Genomic DNA, 18,410 nt, shown 5'->3' with positions numbered 1-18,410 from the left:
AATGTGCCATATGCATCTGTAAATACAAAATTAAATAATATTGCGTCAGTAAATTATGAATTCAGAAATTATAAATGATATTCGGCTAGATCTAATCGATTACACTAATGCTGCTTTGTCCAAAGTACATAAAGTTAAACTTAACAAAGATATTGAAAGTAGTGTTGCAACCTTTCTTAAGAATGAAAAGTGCAAGTTAAACGAAAACCTTTTTACTATCGGCGTTGTCGGGGTAATGAAGGCAGGTAAGTCGACTTTCATCAATGGTATCATTGGACGAGAAGTCCTGCCTTCAAGAACGTTGGGTATGACCTTCATTCCTACAAAAATTCAACACGCAGTCACTGTGGATGATGTCGAGTACAGTTTTGGAAAATACGCAGCTTTCCAGATGTTTGCAGACTGGTTGCAGTTGGGGGGTAACTTAAGCAAAGTTACAACTACTGCTATTCAATCTAAAGTGGCGAATGAACTGATTACAGCTCTAGAAAAAAAAGAACTGAAGTTACGAAAGAGGGTTACTAGTTTAGAAGAAGCACAAAAGGAGTTATTTCTCGTTAATGATCTTGCTCGGTTGAACGCTTGGTTACGAGCAAATGATGACTGTCCTATTGATCTTTTGGAACATATCAAGTCGGAGAGTGATATTCCCACTATTTACACTCAGTTTAAAGCTCTGGGTGAAAGTATTCTCTCCAATGCCTCACTGGCGTTAATTGACTCTCCTGGGCCAGATGAAGCAGGTCAAAATGAAACGCTTACATTTGTCCTCAAGCAAGTACTACAAAATGCATCAGGCGTGTATTGCATTATAAATGGCAAGAAAATTGATGATCTGTCTGATGAAGCGTTGAGAAAACAAGTACATACGTACAGAGATATCTTAGCTGACAGACTCCAACTTATCGTGAACCAGAAAGACCAAATTGATAGAAGCCTAGATGTGAAAGAGGTGATAAGTTCAAATCATACCTTTCAGGATTTTGACCTAGTGGATAAGGTTCATACACTATCATCAAAAGCCGCACTCTACTGTGCGTTGATGAAAGAAAGAGCACAAGATTTTGCTGATAATTATGAGTGTTACCGTAATAAGCCACCTAAGTGGTTTGTAGAGTTTGCCAGCCTCAGAGGTGGTTTAGACAGTTACCTTGAAGATCTGGATGATGAACTGGACGATGGTAAAGACTTAGCCAAGGTACTTATTAAGCATTCAACTAGGGTGAATAAAAACTCTGGATTTAATGAGTTTATTAGTGATTCATTGATAGATATCTATAAAAATGCGTCATTGTCGGTTGTTACCAGTGCAGTGGATAAACTCAGTGCAAAAATTGATGAGCCTATTTTGCATACAATTAATGGCCGCCTGAAGTCTATTGAACTTGATCATGAAGATCTCATTAACATACGACAGGAGTTGAAGGTCACCATAAAAAAGATTGAATCTGTTCAGAAAGGAACAGAGGATCTTATTTCCAACCAGTTTCAAAATACAGAATCGTCAAATGGCATCCTAGATTCAGTTGTCAACAAGACAGGACATCGCAGTACTAAAAAAGCAAGGTCACTATACCAGGAGCTTGAACAACTGATTGATGACTCAAACAAGAAGAAACATTCAACAAAGTCTAGTGCGCAAAATGACTTAGCGGGACTAAAAGAAAAAATTGAAACTAGAGTAATAGCCTTGGGTGTAGAATTACGCTCCCTGTCTGAGGAACAAGTATCCAGAAAAATCGGCGATATTAACAGTACAGTACAAGAGCAGTTATCAGAGGCTATTACGACAACAAAACGTATTAATCGTAAGATTTCAGATTGGGAGTTTATCATGCCTAGTCTGGATGAATACTCAAAATCTATAGACTTTGAAGCGCTATCAATAGATGAGGAGAAGAAAGAGAGAATTATAGAGCATGATCGTAGGTTATTTGGCTTTACATTTAAGCCATTGAATTACTTACTTGGTAAGCGAAAAGAAAAAGTAATTGAAACGTCATACCAAATAAATTTATCTTCTTTGAATAAGATGATGAAAGAACATATTGATAACACCGTTGAGCATGCTTTCGAACAAGGCAGACTTGTGGCTTATAGTTACCAGGAAAAACTTACTGACTATGGCGAGGGGTTGTCTAATATTGTTAATCAAACTCTTATGACAAAAGAGAAAAGTCAAGCTGAAATGAAAGAAGAAATTTCAGAGCTAAAAGCCGTTGAACAATGGTTTAGTGGATTTAGAAACTACCTGATTACTTCTAAACAGGGGCTTAGCAATGACTGATAAATATGAATTTCTAAACGATGTTGCGGCGATTGAACTAGTAAACCAGATCGCAGTTGCTTCTGAGAAAGCCCAAGTATTAAAACGAGATAACGTTTTCTCCAAGCGTATTGTCAACCTGCTAACTGGAAGTCAGGAGGAACACCAAAACGATTTTAACGTTGAGGTTTCGGGAGCAATCGAGTCGTTAAAAAACGAAGTGTTAAGCTCTAATACTAAGATCTTTAAAAACGCTTCTTCTATTAAAAAAATGGCAGGCGTTCTCATCAAAAACAAACAGTCCCTTTCATTACTAGAGTCAGATGTTTCTGCATTGCAAAATAAGGTGTCTGAAATTGAGTATCGTTTAGAAAAGATTGAGGCACGCCAAACAGCAGATGATATTGTGGAAGAGTGGAAGGTACACTGTTCGCCAGACAACTCAATACTTTTCGAGACTATTCGTCTGGTTCAAATGCTTTACTGGAGTGATTTTAGCGGTGTTGCACTAGTTGATGAACAAGTTAAGAAGTACGGTTTTAACCGTTGCATGAACGCCATTATGGACAAGCTTTCAATCAATAAAAGCGATTTGGTTCGTCAGGCTCATTTAGCCAAGCAGTTCGATACTTTAGAAGGTATAGATAGAGATGCTTTAGCTATGATGATTCCTCAAATCAATTCGCAATTGTCCCGTGGCTACGAGCAGAAGCAAATAGATGAACTGCTAAAATCGGCGTCACTGACGCGGATTGTTAGTGCTGAGATATTAATGCGTGATCTTTATGAAGGCAGCCTGTCAGAGGAGATATTAGCATGAGTATTGGTCTAGTTCTGTCAGGCGGAGGCGCAAAGGGTGCGTATCAAGTAGGTGTGCTTAAAGCTCTTGCCGAGATGGATATTGAAGTTGATAAGATCAGCGGCGCAAGTATTGGTGCACTTAATAGCGTGATTGTAGCTAGCTCAGGCTCAACATCGGACGCTGCTGCCGCATTAGAGTCGATTTGGACGGAGTTAGGACAAAGTAGTCCGTTAGAAGTAAACCAGAAAAATATTGCATTCATGGTGAGTTATGCTTTGGCAAGTTTGTTACAACTGTCTCCTCATCCATTGGCAAGAAAAGTGTCGAAAGCTACCGTATTGGGTTTATCTCAGTATGCCAAAAAAACAAATATCGACCTCGCAGTCTTAGATGACTCACCAATTAAAAAGCTTTTTGAGCAATATGTAGATTTTGAGAAATTACCAGAGTGGAAAGACATTTGGGTAAGTGTGTTTAAAGGAAATGCTATCGATTCAATCTTCGAGTTTGCTAAAGGTGAGCTTTTGCGTTTAGATACTGATAAATCAGAGTTTGTCGAACTGAAGTCGTTAACGCCGCCAGAGGTGGCTCAAGCTCTCCTAGCTTCAGCGGCTTTGCCTATATTGTACCCTGCAAAGCACTTAGAGCTAGATGAAGCAGGTGGCTATTACTTTGATGGTGGGATTGGCGGAGCAAAGAAGTCCCAGGGTAATACCCCTATTACGCCTTTAGTTAAGAACTGCGATACCATTATCGTTACGCATTTGGACAACGGCAGTAATTTCGAACGCCGTGATTTTGAAGGCACTATTATCGATATTCGTCCATCAAATGATCTTATTGGTTCTTCAGAGAAGAAGGTAGTAGCGATGCTCGACTTCAGTGTTGGAAAAATAGAATATTTGATTGACTGTGGCTATAAAGATACGATTCGAGTCCTTTCCTCACTTAAGGTTTTTAGTCTCACCAAGTCTTCAATTGATGAAATTCAGGTCGATATTGATTGCTTGCTTGACCAACTTTGATGTAAGTCATTAGTCAGTTTTTCAGTCAAATAGCCTCTAGTAAGAGGCTATTTGGCTTTATAACCTTTGTTAGAAAACACTGTTATTACGAATGCGGTTAGGGTTAATAGACAGCAATTCTACTTGTTTTTCATCTGTTAGGCTTTGAGTGTAATCGCCACGTTGGTAGAGAACGATGAGCGTTGAATCGTACTCTGAACCAAGAAGCTGACAAATCTCTTCCATATCATCCGAATCTAGAGAACGTTTGAAAGCATCCATCTGACCAGAGAGATTATAAGTACTAAATATACTCGCCATAACTCGCTTATCTTCCGTTTTCTCACCACCACCTGGATTTACTACCTGGTTAAAGGAAACCTCTTCACCTTGATTTAGTTGTGAGGTGAAAGCTAATGCTCTTGCCTTTGCACAACTTTGAGTTCCATCATCATATGTTGCGCCATTTACCCATTGCGCTTTGATCCAATTCTGATGTTCACCACGAAGGGCGCGGTTCTTCTTTCTGTACGGCCCATCATCACCGATTAGTTCTTGACGGATTAAGCTAATAGCTTCTAAAAGTTCTGGGTCAGTAGTAAAGATGGAGAAATCGAAATCAGGGTCTCGAAGTTTACCAGGGACAGCAATATAGCCTTTGGTTGAGTAGGTTTTGCTATCGGTAAGTTTTTTCGTAATCTTGTTTTCAGAAACAGGGGCTATTGTCGTACCACGGTCAAACCCTCTTACTTCATAACGTGAACAAATTTGGTCAAATAACTGATGAAGTCCTTCAAACTCATGGCTGTTATGATTGGACTCTAAATGATCAAGTAGTTCACCATAGGCTCTGACTGCATCGAGGTTGGTGTAGTGCTTTGCTGTAGTATTTTCATGATAGCCACAAGCTCGACCAATATTAGCTTGTACAACCGCTGCAATATTAGCAATTGTGCTATCCCAAGAGTTGATCAGTGTCTCTTTCATCTCTTGACCGAAGTTAACGCCAGCCCTAAATCCCGCTACTGTTATTGCTATCAGTTTGTCATCAAATAATGCAGCAGTTTCGTATTCACGCTTAAAGTCATTGATAGAGCAGAGTTCATGTTCTTCTAGGCCTACTAGTTTTTGACCAATAATATGTATCTGATGTGGCTCAATACCGTTAGAGAGCAAAACATCTCTTGCAATTTTTGCCTGACTGCTAGGTACTCGAATTAATGACCAACCAGAGCCTTCATGTTCTTTGATTTGGCGAATAAAACGGTTTCTCAACAGCGAGCTGTCGCAAAAATCACGTGAATTTTCATCCAGTTTAATGATCTGGTTATTGCGGTGCATTTGGCGAATGCCATGGTACTCATTACTGGTTTTATGGAAGACCAAAGAGGTGTTGAAGTTATGGCGGAGAATGGAGTCTTCACCAGCCGCATAGAGCGCACTAAATGGCGTAGCTGAGACAAAAGCAACGTTGCAGTTCGAGTTTTTATGTTCAAGATAATTGAATATCTTGTCATATCGAACGCTATCAATGCTTGAACCATAGTGACATTCATCAATAATGATCAGCTTAGGGGCTTGAAACTTGAAGTGTGTCTTTATTGCGGATTCAAAATTTGTAAAATTACTGACGACCACGTTTTTGCTAGCAGACAGGTCTTGTTTGGCCTGCTCTTGAAGCGCAAGGTCAGCCATGGTTACTAAATATAACGTGTCTTTCAGACATTTTCTGTCGATTATCACTTCATCTGAAAGTGAAAGTCTTTGCAAGCAAGATAGGGCAAGTGCAACCCCTGATTTACCAGATTGCATTTCCGCAGCAATGACGACTGCTCTAGAGCCTGCCTTAAACTGTTTGAATGCTTGTTGTGCTGCTTTGCGTTGGTGTGGATACGTATTATTTGAAATAGTATGCTCAGTAAGTTTGCGGTGCTTATCAGAGTTATTCATGGTTAGTACCAAAAGTGGGAGCTAACAAGCCCCCGCTAAGATTATTAATGTACCGATTCGGTTTTGTCTGAAAAATGAGATTCATCGCTTAGATCTCCAGATTTTTCAGGCAATTCATTATGTTGTTTCTTTGCTATGGAACGCTCGATATCGTATTCACCACGTTTGTAGAGTACAAACATTGTGTCGTCTCGCTCGATATCGAAATAATCACACATGTTATAAACCTCTTCTAAGGTCATGATTTTTTTATCAACCTGGCGACGAGAAATGTTGTATACGCTGAATATGGTCGCTGTCACTAGCTTGTTTTCTGACAGCTCACCTGAACCAGGAGCGACAACACGGTTAAACTCAAGGTATTCATCGTTGTTGAGCATTCCTGTGTAGAGCTTTGCTTTCTCCTCCTGAGTACCGTCTGCATGAGCTTTCTCAGGGTTGTTGTAACTATCACCATTGACCCATTGTGCTTTGATCCAGTTCTTCTTTTTGCCACGCATCGCTCGATTGCCTTTGACGCTTGGCGCTCCTTTGGCAGTAAACTCATTACGAATTATCGCAATAGCTTGAAGAAGGTGTTTATCTCTGGTGTATTGGGTAAAGTCTGCTTCGTCATCCAAGAGTTTTGCTGGTACAGCGATATAACTGTCTGTTCGGTAGGTTTCAACGTCACCGATAGGTCGTCTACGCTTGTATTTGATCGTTAAACCAACATCTAAACCATTAACTTGATACTCTTGACACACATCTTCAAAGAATTCTTTTAGTCCATCAAAGTCTGAGGCAGCTTCCTCGGAACAAGTGCTCTCTAAGTGATCCAAAATTGAGGCATAGGCTTCTGTTGCATTGAGATTCGTAAAGTGTAGTGATGAGTTATTGCCGTGGTAACCACACGCACGACCTATGTTGGCTTGTACAACTGCTGCAACGCTTGCAACAGTGCTATCCCAAGTCGAGATTAGATTGTTCTTCATCATTGCACCAAAGTTGATGCCAGCTCTTGCCCCAGCAACGGTAATAGCAATCAATTTATCTTCAAAAATCTGAGCATCATCAAACTCACGTTTAAAACGGTCGATACTACAATGCTCATCCTCGGGAACACCAGTTAACGAGTTGCCAAGTATATAAACAGAACTTTCATCTACGCCTTGACTGATCAGAAAATCTTTAGCATCCATTGCAAAGCCAGCAGGGACTCGGACTAAAGACCACCCCATACCCTCGTGAGATTTAAATTGTTGGATAAACTCGTTACGTTCAGGTGAGTCTACTAGGAAGTTTTTAGTGTCTTGATCCAGTCCTTTGACTTTGCCACTCTTTAGCATTTCACGGACACCATAGTATTCATCGCTGGTTTTGTGAAATACTAATCGAGTGTTGAAATCTCGCCTTAAAATAGAGTCTTTAAGTGCACTCTGGGCGGCTTCTTGCGCCTCAAGAATAAGAGCCTGATCGTCTTCGTATTCGGCCTCTTGCTGAATTTCAATCGCCTCTTGATATTCAGTTTCCGCTCCGTACAGAGCGCCGAAAGGAGTAGCAGAAATGAATACAACTTTACAGCTATCGTTCTCTTGTTCAAGGTAATCAAAGATCTTACTGTATCTGACAGCAGATACGTTTGAACCGTAGTGACACTCATCAATGATGATCAGCTTAGGCGGATTTCCTTTAAAGTCATTCTCCAACGCTTTTTCAAAATTAACAAAGTTACTAACGACTACATTTTTCGCTAATCTTAGGTCAGCTTCGGCTTGTTCTTTTAGTGCTGTATCAGGCATGGTCACTAAGTAGAGTGTATCTTTAAGTTGCTTGCGATCACAGATATCGATGTCACTTAAACTGAGTCTTTGTAAGCAGCATAGGGCAAGAGCTATTCCTGATTTACCTGCTTGCATTTCTGCCGCAGTTACAACTGCTCGGACATCACCAATAAGAGCATTAAATGTTTTGGTTGCTGCATTTACTTGATGGGAGTGAAGAGAGTTACTCTCAAGTATTGAATGTACCATCTGACGAAGTTTGTCTGCTTTAGTTGTCAATTTTTCTAGCCTAATTTGTACTAAAAGAATAGTTGCATATTATAACGTAGTTGACTCTGATTTGACGAAAAACTCTTTATGAGAAAGTGTTTTTCTGCAATACACAACTAAACAATCACAGTATAGGTATGAGGAAGTAGAATCGGGTCTGGATAGAGCCGATTTTGGGCAACTTATTTGAAAACTTGTATCGTTCGACAACTAAGCGACAGAATCAAAACTTATCCACCTTAGTTGTATTGAATAGCTTCAATCTGCTGCATGTATTCCTTTACTTGTGTGTGAACACATGTCGTTTTTTTGAGCAATATTTCTATCTCTTCAACTGTTAAGCTTTCGTCAACTCGCATTACTTTTTTGAAGGCAGAGTCATAGTTTTTATCAGCTAGTCGCTCATCTCTAAATCGTTTATAGCTAAATTTTTTGGATTCGTTGTGACTCCCTATGTAGGCAGAGAATGGTTTAGCCCACTCATCTAGGTACTTTCTAATACGAGCAACTTTTACGTATTTATCGCTAGTTTCTCTTAACATTAGTTGAAAACTTTCTTTATGTTCATTACTCATTTAGTTAGTCTCTTTTTTAAATATTTTAAAAATAATTGGTTTGAAATTTGTGGATACTATGCTCTCTATATTTTTTATGTCAATAGTTCGCTGCTTTTTCTGTTAATAGGTTTTGGTAAAATGGCTAAAGCTGTTTGGGCGACTGGCTACTAAATAATAAAAGTTATAATAATTAAAATATATTAACTGATTGATTGAGTTTGCCCCTACCTTTTGCATAACTGATCGTTTACAAGATTCTGCTCAAGTAGGGTAGTGTAACTCGCTTGGTTCACGTTAAGTGTGATCTGATTGATAGCAATAATGCTGTTGTAGCTACAAGCACTGTAGCTGGCAATCAAGAGACTTTCGATGAGGTGCTGAGCCTTGACGGTCTGAGAGTTGAGGTTGTTACACATGATGTGGCAGGTGAGTCAGAGCCTGTTGTTATTTAGCATTCCCACGGAAAAGTGCGGTGTTCGCTAAATTTTTCCCACGTAAAAGTGTAGTGGTCGCCAAACTTTCCCACGGAAAAATGTAGTAGTCGGCAAGCTTTCCCACGTAAAAGTGTAGTGGTCGCCAAACTTTCCCACAGAAAAGTGTGGTAGTCGGCAATCTTTCCCACGGAAAAGTGCGGCACTTGGAACTATTCCCATTGAAAAGTGCGGTGTTTTAAATTATTCCCATGTTGAAATTGCCAGATTGGGGTTGAAATGTGATACATTTTGCTTAACTATGCTTGTAATGTCAGACAAAGAGTATCAATAAGTGAATCCACTACACTTGGACAAGCTAAAAGAGCTATGCATATTTACCACCTCAGATGCAGCAAAACTTGGCATAACGCGTGCAGCTCTTGGTCGCGCTGTAAAAAAAGGGCACTTGGAAAGGTTGCAAAGAGGACTTTACGGCTATGTGGGGCGAGAAGAATCGGAGATGCAGTCTTTTGCAGAGGTTGGAGCTAAAGTAAAAAATGGCATTATCTGTCTTCTATCTGCTCTCAGATACCACAACCTCACTACTCAGGCTCCTTTCGAAGTATGGCTGTGCATTAAAAAAGGCGATAGGGCACCAAACATTAAATACCCAAGCATTCGAATCATTCGCAGTCGCGAGACTGAAGATTTCGGGGTTATATCCACACAGATTGATGGTGTTCCTGTGCTAGTTACAGATATCGAGCGAACAATCATTGATTGCTTTAAGTTCCGCAACAAAATTGGCATTGACGTTGCCATTGAGGCTCTTGCAGAAGCGAAGCGGGCCAATAGGCTGAATCAAGAACGGCTTTGGGAATGCGCTAAACGTTACCGAATGACTAATGTAATGATGCCCTATATGGAAGCGTTAAGCTTGACGCTCTGACAGAATTGGAGATTAACGAGAGGGCCGCTGGCTCTCTCGTTTGTTTTTAATTGATGCCGCCGTTGGCGAAGGGACGAGTTTATTTCTTTCTGCCTTCTTTGACTGTTCTCCCACATGCAATCTCATATGCAATGCGGGAGTTTGAAACAGTGTTTGTAGTTGCCGATGATGGCAGTCCGTCCAGATTGGCTTCATCGCAGTTTGTGAATCGTGCCGCTCTGTCCTGATCAAGTTCTGCCTGCTTCTCTTCTTTTGTCTTACTTGCGTCTTTCCTGATCCTGCGATTGTTGATGTTGTACTTGCTATCAACAGACTCGGCGATTTCATCATCCTGATATTTTTCAACATTGAAGCTCTTCGATGCGTAGCCCATATTCGCAAGAATAGATTCAAGCCTAGCAACTGCCTGTTGAATGTCTTGTGCTTCATCTGCTCGTAGTTCCACGACGCCTAGTTCTTCAACTTCTCCGATCCAGTCACACAACTCATGTATTGGTTTAGCGCTGTTGTAAACCATGCAACCGTCCGTGTGCTCAAATTTGTCTCTGCGTTTATCCAGAGTCTTTGCTGAGATTTGCTTTTGTAAGATTGCGTACTGAAGAAATGGTTTCATTTCTTCAAAGTACCTTGGCTTAAGGTGCATACCTAATCCGTACAGATCAGGGTCGTAACAATCTTTTGCGTATAGTTGCACTACCTCCTTTCTGCTCACTGGCATTTTTGTTAGCTTATGCAATGGAATAGTGATGATAGGCTTGCTGAGAATAACCTCATCGCCCCTTTTAATTAGTGCGCGGATGTGAAGACTAACCTCTTTGTCTTCTACTGTTGCCAGCTCATCCAGTTGATGCAACTTGGGAAATACCTTACTGTACGAAATCGAGTATCCACTATTATCGGATTTAATTTCAGAAGGGGTGTTTAGTTTATTTCGCAGTGCGATTGCTTGTTCTTCGATAGTCATTTTAAATGCCTTTGTTATTATTTGTATTGGCTTGAATATATAATTGCATTAACTTATATCGTGGTCAATGATATTTATGAATAATTGACAAATTAATATTAATTGTTGCGTAATTCTTCTCGCAATTCTTTTGTTAGGTTTGTGTTTTTAATAAATTCTAAATCATTAATCGATTGGTTTACTATATTAACTAATTTGTTATGGTATTTAATTATTTATATTTCAAGGTGTTTTGATGTTGTATTTCTAATATTAAATATCAGTTGGGTGTGGGAAGGATATATCTAGAAATAAATATAATTGACGCAAGTTATAAATGTCATGTTGGTCAATATTACTTCACTTTAAATCAATGTCTTATGATGGATTGATAGCAAAAGAAAAGCCGCCCGTGGGCGGCTGGAGTTAGAGCGAGAGGCTTGAACTCAAGTCATGGTTTTTGGTAAGAGCTTCGATGTCACCGCCACCAAGACGGCTCAGTATCTTTTCCAAATCGTCCTCATGGAGTATCTGAGGCTGCCCACTGTGCTTGAGCTTGAAATCATCCTGCTTCTGATAGTCGCCCGCATGCGTGTCCATTTCCACTCCAACAATGCCGAACATTTGAAGAATCCTCTCTATGAATTCGATGAGCATCTCTGCCATACGCTGATTAACCAGAGCATTGAATTCACCCTTGGTCATGCTTTTATTGCTCGACCATCGCTGGTTGTACTCAAATTTATGCCAGCGACGCTTGGTTCCTTTTACGCGGACAACGAAGGCGCGAAGCTTGGGGTTGAACGTCAGGAAGTTTTTTTCACCAGACTGGTTAAACAGTCTCTCGTAGACAGGTAGGCTGACCGCACTAATAGCAGCTTTGACCTTGGCTTCATCTTTGAGCTTGTAGCGGCATACCACATTGCAGTAAGCGCTATCCTTGATGGGCTGATTGAAGCCTAGCTGAACGTCTGGGTCAGGACTGATACCAAACTTCCTCGCACCTTCTTTAATATTCATCTGGCGAACCATGGACGCCTCTTTATCGTTAAGAGCAAAACATCCTGTTTCTAGCAGTGAACTAAACTTGTAGACGCCGCCGTGGCCCATTTTGCTACCAGGGATGTATTTGGCAGCGTAAATGTCATTCCTGGTAATCTTAGTGCCATCCTTGTCACTGTTGTTGCCATTATTGGCAGTTAGGCTCTTTTTCGCGATCCTAGAAAGTCGGAAGCTAATGCCTGCGGGGTGTTTGTCGCCAAGCTTCCTGTAGGTGAGGCTTGATGCGACACCAGCGAGCTCTAGTTGCTCTAAAAACTCAAGCAGGGTTGGTTTGTAGTCCAGCTTATTATTCTGGCTAATGACATTGTCGATGGCTCGTGCAATCCTTGCTTTATCGCTGGTTGCCCTTGCGTACTTGCTCTTGCCAGATTTCTTTTTGTCGGTATAGTTTTCGGTGACATCTTGGTACAGCTTATCGCCAGGGTTTGCTACTGCTTCAAGGCTGTATTTCTTTTCGTACTTTCTCATCAACTTGGTGGCCGTCTTCTGATCTTGCCAATGATTGATGACTTTTTTGCTGATGGCATCAACGCCGCTAAACACGAGATGACAGTGCTCTTTTTTAGTGTCCCTATGGATGAACGAGATGTATTTGGCACCGCTCAGCCCCATCTGTTTAACGTAGCTTCTGACAAGCTCAAGCCATTGTTTGCGCGTTAGATGTTCGCCTTCTCGGAGGCTAATCATCTCGTGAATTGGGTCTTTTAATAAGCCTTTCAGGCTTTTCACTGAGCCGATTTCCCTACCAATATGCGACCAATCCATTTGATGGTGTGGCAGGAATGGAGTCATCAAAGTTGGGAGGGGGGATGCGATGTTACCGCAAGTCAGAAATTCTGTCTTAGAGCAAAGCGGGTCGTGGTCGTCTTTTGTTTTACCCGCCACATAGTTTGCTTTGTTTAGGCCATCGAGCTGGTCAAAGTCCTTTGTTGTCCCAGCGATGTAGTTGGCACGGTCTTCGCCCTTCTGTGTTGCGCCGTTTTCTTTTGGCACGTTCTTGAATCTTACTCTGATCATGTGAGTTACCTTTATTATTATTTTTGGTGGTAAATGGAGTAGGGAAGGCAAACTCGACTTGCTTTTGATTTGCTTGCAAATCAAGTTTGCTTTAGTTGTGGTTGCTTGCTGATTTGCTAATAATTCAAAAGCTCATCATTCAAAGCTTTATTGTCAGCTAGCTCTTGTAGTTGCTCAGCCGTCAAGAACTGATTAGCAATCACCAAAGCTGTTTGCTGGTCGAACTGACCAATGCGCTGCTGCTGATGATCTGTCACAACTTGGCGAATGTCTTGAAGGTGATTGAAGATGCCCATCACCTCTTCACGAGTAAGCTTCTCTTGCATTAATGAATATTGCAGAAGACTAACAACACCTGCCATGGTGTCTGTGATAAAGTCTTCAGACGCTGCGCTTGGAAGCTTTGTTTCGTTGACATTGAGACATGGAGTTAAGTTGAAGCAGATGTGGCGAAAATAGTCGCTTGCGTTCCTGTAGCCAAGGCGTTTTGCTTTAGCATACATAAAGTCCTGCTCAGCTTTTGTTACGTTAGCTGTTAGCTTTTTGTCTTGCTTCAGCTCCTTAGGCTTTGATGGCCTTCCACGCTTAGAGCGCTTTTCGATTGCAATCTCTACTAGTTGAATGCGTTCAAGTTTTTCAGTGTCGCAGAGATCTTTGCTTTTAAAAACATCGTCTCGCATTTGTTCAAGTTCTTTTTTATTGAATCGAGCAATAAGCTCTTCGAAAGTTAGTTTAATCATTTTTGTAACCTTTATTATTATTATTTTGATTGGGCTTTTAGCGCAGAACCGCAAGGTTCGAGCACCACAGGCGTAGCCGAGGACGCCTCGTAGAGCAAGCAACTGGGATTTTCGAGGAACGAGAAAATATCAGTACTGGCTTGTTGCACAATATCTCTAGAGTGCGATGACCTTATTGTCAATTATCGGTCTGCACTCAATGAGTGTGATGTTTATTTAATTTTCTAAAGAGCAGTTGGGGTATTTATTTATGACCATGTATATATGTTAAGGTTATTATTGGCACTAATCAACTGACATATATATTATTTTCTGGTAGGTTAATTGGTTTTTTTGTTTTATGTTGGTTATACACAAATATTTATTGGTAAATATGAGTAATTAACAAAGTTGAATATACTTATGTTAGAAAAGCCATTTCATGAAAATGGTTGTTTGTGGGGTTCAACTTAATACAAATTAAATTAATTTAGTCAAGTCACCAAGATGTGCTAACAAATGTGAGCGCAAGGGTTGAGGAGCAATATATAGAGTTAGAGTGGGGTATTTTAATGGCAGAAAGAAACGTAAGAGTTCATATTTCCGCCGTTGGCGAATACTTCGAGTTTGCGTTGTAGTGTTGCTTAGCTCGTAGAACAGGGATGTCTGAATAAGCCTGCATCTCAATGAAAGATTCAATAAAGCCTTGATATGGTTCAATTGATTTGGGCAACTACATTCGTGAAGTACATTTTACTTGAGCGAATGGTGGAAAAACGAGGTTATACCAGTATTGCTAGATTGATAATATTGATAATATTGATATGCTTATGATTGATTATAGTGTGCATATTGGCGGATTACGTCGAATAAACCGAAATAGCGTTACAGGCTCCTGAGTCAGGATGGCGGCTTATTAATAGTAGAGATCACTCTAGTATTGCGATAGTTCTCGCAAGCCAGCAGAAAGTCGAAATGAAGTAAGGTAGGTATCTGATGCTGATTCCTTTTGGATTCAAAGATGGCAAGTATTTGGATATAAGTGAAGTAGAAAGGGGCAGAGCATGTGCGTGTGTTTGTCCGAGCTGCAAGCAGAACTTAGTTGCAAAAAAAGGGCCCAATCCTGAGAAGATGATTCATCATTTTGCTCACGATAAAAAGTCGAAAGAGCAACAGGGTGAGACGATAGAGTGCAAATATTCATTCTGTGTCGTTGCAAGGTTAGTCATCAAGCAGTGTTTACGAGAACTAAGCCAACTTGAGCTCCAACTTCCTGAATGGAAACTGTTACTTACTAAGCAGGATAAGTACGGGAGGGAAGTTTCAGTATCTGGACTGGTGACTCGGGCACACGTATTGAACATTGATGATTTTGAGGTTGAGCCAAACCCACCACTTTCAGAATTAGACGTGCTGTGTTGTGTAAATGGTTATGCCTTTGGGATTCATTTTAGCTATCAAGGTCGTTCAATGATTGACAGTAATAGATATGAAGATATCTCGGTTGTCGATATTAATCTTGAACCATTGCAATTATTGTACGCAACGTATGAACATGAAACTCACGAGTCTTTTAAATCACTTGTGATGGATTATGTACTAAATTCGGGACAAAGAAATTGGGTGGCTCATGCTCGCTATATGGCGATACATAGAGCGCTTAGTCAGAAGCTAAATGAAATGCTCGAAGAGTCAGACCGAAACCCACCAGTAAAGACTCTACGCAAGTCGGCTGTTGAGACTGTTAAGCATAAACCTTACAAGAAGCTAAGAAAAGCTAGAGCAGCCGTACCTAATGCTAAGGTCACTACTAGGGAAGAGGGGCAACCATGTGTCAGGTGTGGTCAGCAAAAGGCTGGTTATATTGATAATCTGATATGTGCACCTTGCTTACAGAAATACTATAGCGAAGGAATTTTTCACACTGGGGCTATTAAGAAAGTAGTTTTAAGTACCTATTTTTAGATTGCCTCAACTATGCATGTGGCTTTGAAGGGCTATCTATGGTGAGACTTTGTCAACGTACCATTCATGTATGACAGCCCTTAGTACCGAGTTAAGAATTACGACTTTATGTTGAAGTCTTTTCCCCCAAATTACAAATAACGATTCCGAAGGTGATTTTGGAAATGTAGAGGGTTTAGAGTTTCCCCTGTCGCTTGAGTGACTAGCTCGTCAGTCGTCAATAAGCTGCCTTTGCTCCAGATGTTATCGCTTAACCAAGCAAAGATAGGTGAAAGGTCACCCGCCTGAATCGCACTATCCACGTCTACTGTTTTCCTCATAGAAGCCATAAATTGTGCTGCGTACATAGCACCTAATGTATAACTAGGAAAGTACCCAAAGCTCCCATCACACCAATGAATGTCTTGCATGCAACCGTCACGATAATTGTGTTTTCCTGTAGTTAACATTCGACACTGGCTGTCTGTCCAGTGGATGTCTTGCATGCAGCCATTAGTGAAGTTGCCTTGAGTGCTTAAACCAAGGTAAGACTGCATCTTAGTGTTCCAAAGTTCAGGGACGTCGGTGTGTTTGATTTTGCCGTTGATCAAGTCTCGCTCAATTTCGTAGCGCAAGATAACGTGTGCAGGGTAGGTAAGCTCATCGGCATCAACTCGGATGAAGTCTTTCTTCACTCGTGTGTAGATCTTCTGGAAGTTCTCTTTCTCAAATTCTGAACCTGAGAATTGCTGACCCGCTAGGTTGGCTAAGTGCCCGATGAACGGGTCGCTGCGGCCAACTTGCATTTCGAAGAACAAAGACTGAGATTCATGGATGCCCATAGAGCGAGCTTCACCAGCAGGTTGGCCTGATAGGTGTTTAGGTAAACCTTGCTCATAACGTGCGTGCCCCGTTTCGTGGACGATACCCATCAAGCTTTGAACGAATTCAGATTCATCGTAACGAGTCGTGATACGCACGTCTGAAGGGACGCCGCCACAGAATGGGTGAACACTTTCATCTAATCGGCCGTGTTCGAAATCGAATTGCAGCAGCTTCATGACTTCTAGGCCAAGTGCTTTCTGTTTCTCTGTCGAGTAGATACCCGATGGCGCGTTAAATTGCTCGCTCGATTGCTTTTCGATCACTTCGTCAATCAGGCTTGGTAGCCATGTTTTAACGTCTGCAAATAAGATATCCAGTGAAGCAGAACTGGTGCCCGGTTCATAGATATCCAGCATCGCATCATAAGGTGTTAGGTTTGCGGCATCGGCGCGGATTTGCGCTTCTTCACGTGATAGCTCAACCACTTCACGCCAGTTCTTTTCAAAACCAACCCAGTCGTTTTCTCCACGTTGGCTACGCCACGCATGTTCACATTTTGAACCCGCTAGAGATTTCGCTTCAACCAGTTTCTCTGGAAGTAGGTTAGCTTGTTGCCATTGGCGTTTGATTTCACGTAGGGACGATTGTTGCTCGTTGTTCAGTGCTTCGTTTTCAGCGTCTGCAATCCAATCGCCAAGCTGTGGCTGAGTCATTAAGCCGTGAATATGAACAGAAAGCTCGGCCATCGCTTCGCTACGTGCTTGGTTACCACCAGCAGGCATCATGGAAGCTTGGTCCCAACCACAGATGGAGGCTAGGTGTTGAAAGCGTGAACATTTTTGAGAGTGTTCGACTAGTTTTTTGAATGCGCTCATTTGACTACTCTTAGTTTGGTTTCTTTAAATGACCCATAAGGCTGCATCAGTTTAAGGGGCATCTCGATGTTTAGTACTTTGAAGTTGGTCACTTCACTTTGTTTCTGAGGCTGTTCTTCTCAGTAGAAGATATAGCCTAAACAAGGTAGGGCAGTGATATGCCAGTAATTTACTATTTGTTAACAAATTAAACTGTACCATTGTGCACAAAATCAGTGACTTGTATAGCTGGTGGCAATTGTTGCTTGCGAATTGTTCAGATACACGGTATTGATGATAGATCGCTGAACAAGAATGACAATGATATGGATATTTTGAACTTTGAGGCATTTCTGATTGCCATCACTATTTTAACGCTAACGCCGGGTTTAGATACGGCATTGGTGATTCGCAACACCAGTCGATCTGGCTTATCTGACGGTGTGATGACCAGCTTTGGTATTTGTAGCGGATTGTATGTGCACGCTTTTTTCTCTGCGGTGGGTATTTCTGCAATCCTTGCTCAGTCCGCTGAACTCTTTCAAGCAGTTAAAATGGTGGGTGCAGTTTACCTAATCTGGCTTGGCTTAAGCAGTTTACGAGCTTTGATGAAAAATGGCGGCGGTCTGAAGGTTGGCGAGCAAGCTCATCAAGCTTACAGTGCAAAACGTTCTTTGCGTGAAGGTTTCTTATCTAATGTGCTTAACCCGAAAACAGCGGTTTTCTATTTGGCTTTTCTGCCTCAATTTGTAAACCCTGAAGGCTCGCCTTTATTGCAATCTATGTTGATGGCTTCAGTCCACTTTATGATTGCGATGGTGTGGCAATGTGGTTTAGCTGGTGCATTGAACTCGGCTAAAAACTTGCTCAAGAATGCGAGTTTTATGAAGTGGATGGAAGGCGTGACTGGCATGGTACTAGTGGGGCTAGGCGTTAAGCTTTTAATGGAAGAGCCTATGTAGTTCACTGTTTTCTACTTGAACATGAATATATGAAAGCCCACGACCTGTCGTGGGCTTTTGTCTGTATGGTAAATCGAGTGTTTTGGCAAATCGAATATTAGAGGTGAGCC

General features: G+C 41.2%; 13 protein-coding genes. 6 read left to right on the top strand and 7 right to left on the bottom strand.

Annotated elements, in window-relative coordinates; genetic code table 11:
• Window positions 1–55 precede the first annotated feature (55 nt).
• From OCV56_RS08790 to OCV56_RS08780, 3 genes are read left to right on the top strand one after another with little or no spacing between them, the layout of a single operon-like run.
• Window positions 56–2,287, top strand: a complete 2,232-nt coding sequence (locus OCV56_RS08790) for a dynamin family protein (protein ID WP_086713328.1) — start codon at window positions 56–58, stop codon at window positions 2,285–2,287.
• Window positions 2,280–3,086, top strand: a complete 807-nt coding sequence (locus OCV56_RS08785) for a hypothetical protein (protein ID WP_086713329.1) — start codon at window positions 2,280–2,282, stop codon at window positions 3,084–3,086. The genes OCV56_RS08790 and OCV56_RS08785 overlap by 8 nt, the downstream gene beginning before the upstream one ends.
• On the top strand, window positions 3,083–4,093 hold the full coding sequence (locus tag OCV56_RS08780; RefSeq protein ID WP_086713330.1) for a patatin-like phospholipase family protein: 1,011 nt from the start codon (window positions 3,083–3,085) through the stop codon (window positions 4,091–4,093). The genes OCV56_RS08785 and OCV56_RS08780 overlap by 4 nt, the downstream gene beginning before the upstream one ends.
• Before the next feature lie 69 nt (window positions 4,094–4,162).
• On the opposite strand, the gene OCV56_RS08775 is transcribed toward OCV56_RS08780, so the two are convergent.
• From OCV56_RS08775 to OCV56_RS08765, 3 genes are all read right to left on the bottom strand, one after another.
• On the bottom strand, window positions 4,163–6,022 hold the full coding sequence (locus tag OCV56_RS08775; RefSeq protein WP_086713331.1) for a DEAD/DEAH box helicase family protein: 1,860 nt from the start codon (window positions 6,020–6,022) through the stop codon (window positions 4,163–4,165).
• Window positions 6,023–6,066: 44 nt separating this feature from the next.
• Window positions 6,067–8,064 (bottom strand): DEAD/DEAH box helicase family protein, encoded by a 1,998-nt coding sequence (locus OCV56_RS08770; RefSeq protein WP_086713332.1) that lies wholly within the window; start codon window positions 8,062–8,064, stop codon window positions 6,067–6,069.
• 230 nt (window positions 8,065–8,294) lie between these two features.
• A complete protein-coding gene (locus tag OCV56_RS08765; protein WP_086713333.1) occupies window positions 8,295–8,630 on the bottom strand; it encodes a hypothetical protein in 336 nt (111 codons plus the stop codon).
• A gap of 747 nt (window positions 8,631–9,377) precedes the next feature.
• On the opposite strand from OCV56_RS08765, the gene OCV56_RS08760 reads away from it, so the two are divergent.
• Window positions 9,378–9,974, top strand: coding sequence for a type IV toxin-antitoxin system AbiEi family antitoxin domain-containing protein (locus OCV56_RS08760; protein WP_086713334.1), 597 nt, complete (start codon window positions 9,378–9,380; stop codon window positions 9,972–9,974).
• Between the two features lie 79 nt (window positions 9,975–10,053).
• Here OCV56_RS08760 and OCV56_RS08755 read toward each other — a convergent pair whose 3' ends face one another.
• From OCV56_RS08755 to OCV56_RS08745, 3 genes are all read right to left on the bottom strand, one after another.
• A complete protein-coding gene (locus tag OCV56_RS08755; RefSeq protein WP_086713335.1) occupies window positions 10,054–10,938 on the bottom strand; it encodes a hypothetical protein in 885 nt (294 codons plus the stop codon).
• A gap of 405 nt (window positions 10,939–11,343) precedes the next feature.
• Complete coding sequence (locus tag OCV56_RS08750) at window positions 11,344–12,996, bottom strand: relaxase/mobilization nuclease domain-containing protein (protein ID WP_086713336.1); 1,653 nt, start codon at window positions 12,994–12,996, stop codon at window positions 11,344–11,346.
• Between the two features lie 116 nt (window positions 12,997–13,112).
• Entirely contained in the window at window positions 13,113–13,736 is a 624-nt protein-coding gene (locus OCV56_RS08745) for a hypothetical protein (RefSeq protein ID WP_086713337.1), read from the bottom strand.
• A gap of 975 nt (window positions 13,737–14,711) precedes the next feature.
• Here OCV56_RS08745 and OCV56_RS08740 point away from each other — a divergent pair.
• A complete protein-coding gene (locus OCV56_RS08740; protein WP_086713338.1) occupies window positions 14,712–15,680 on the top strand; it encodes a competence protein CoiA family protein in 969 nt (322 codons plus the stop codon).
• Between the two features lie 131 nt (window positions 15,681–15,811).
• On the opposite strand, the gene OCV56_RS08735 is transcribed toward OCV56_RS08740, so the two are convergent.
• Entirely contained in the window at window positions 15,812–17,359 is a 1,548-nt protein-coding gene (locus tag OCV56_RS08735; protein WP_086713339.1) for a carboxypeptidase M32, read from the bottom strand.
• Window positions 17,360–17,664: 305 nt separating this feature from the next.
• Between OCV56_RS08735 and OCV56_RS08730 the strand changes: the two genes are divergently transcribed.
• Entirely contained in the window at window positions 17,665–18,300 is a 636-nt protein-coding gene (locus OCV56_RS08730; protein ID WP_086713340.1) for a LysE family translocator, read from the top strand.
• The last annotated feature ends 110 nt before the right edge of the window (window positions 18,301–18,410 follow it).

Source organism: Vibrio gigantis (genome assembly GCF_024347515.1).
GTDB lineage: Bacteria > Pseudomonadota > Gammaproteobacteria > Enterobacterales > Vibrionaceae > Vibrio > Vibrio gigantis.
Note: the sequence above shows the minus strand (reverse complement) of the source record. Positions and strands in the feature narration are given on the sequence as shown.

Bases quoted from the DNA above. Each gene is read 5' to 3' on its own strand.
- OCV56_RS08790 (WP_086713328.1), top strand. From the start codon at position 56: ATGAATTCAGAAATTATAAATGATATTCGGCTAGATCTAATCGATTAC.
- OCV56_RS08785 (WP_086713329.1), top strand. From the start codon at position 2,280: ATGACTGATAAATATGAATTTCTAAACGATGTTGCGGCGATTGAACTA.
- OCV56_RS08780 (WP_086713330.1), top strand. From the start codon at position 3,083: ATGAGTATTGGTCTAGTTCTGTCAGGCGGAGGCGCAAAGGGTGCGTAT.
- OCV56_RS08775 (WP_086713331.1), bottom strand. From the start codon at position 6,022: ATGAATAACTCTGATAAGCACCGCAAACTTACTGAGCATACTATTTCA.
- OCV56_RS08765 (WP_086713333.1), bottom strand. From the start codon at position 8,630: ATGAGTAATGAACATAAAGAAAGTTTTCAACTAATGTTAAGAGAAACT.
- OCV56_RS08755 (WP_086713335.1), bottom strand. From the start codon at position 10,938: ATGACTATCGAAGAACAAGCAATCGCACTGCGAAATAAACTAAACACC.
- OCV56_RS08750 (WP_086713336.1), bottom strand. From the start codon at position 12,996: ATGATCAGAGTAAGATTCAAGAACGTGCCAAAAGAAAACGGCGCAACA.
- OCV56_RS08745 (WP_086713337.1), bottom strand. From the start codon at position 13,736: ATGATTAAACTAACTTTCGAAGAGCTTATTGCTCGATTCAATAAAAAA.
- OCV56_RS08740 (WP_086713338.1), top strand. From the start codon at position 14,712: ATGCTGATTCCTTTTGGATTCAAAGATGGCAAGTATTTGGATATAAGT.
- OCV56_RS08735 (WP_086713339.1), bottom strand. From the start codon at position 17,359: ATGAGCGCATTCAAAAAACTAGTCGAACACTCTCAAAAATGTTCACGC.
- OCV56_RS08730 (WP_086713340.1), top strand. From the start codon at position 17,665: ATGGATATTTTGAACTTTGAGGCATTTCTGATTGCCATCACTATTTTA.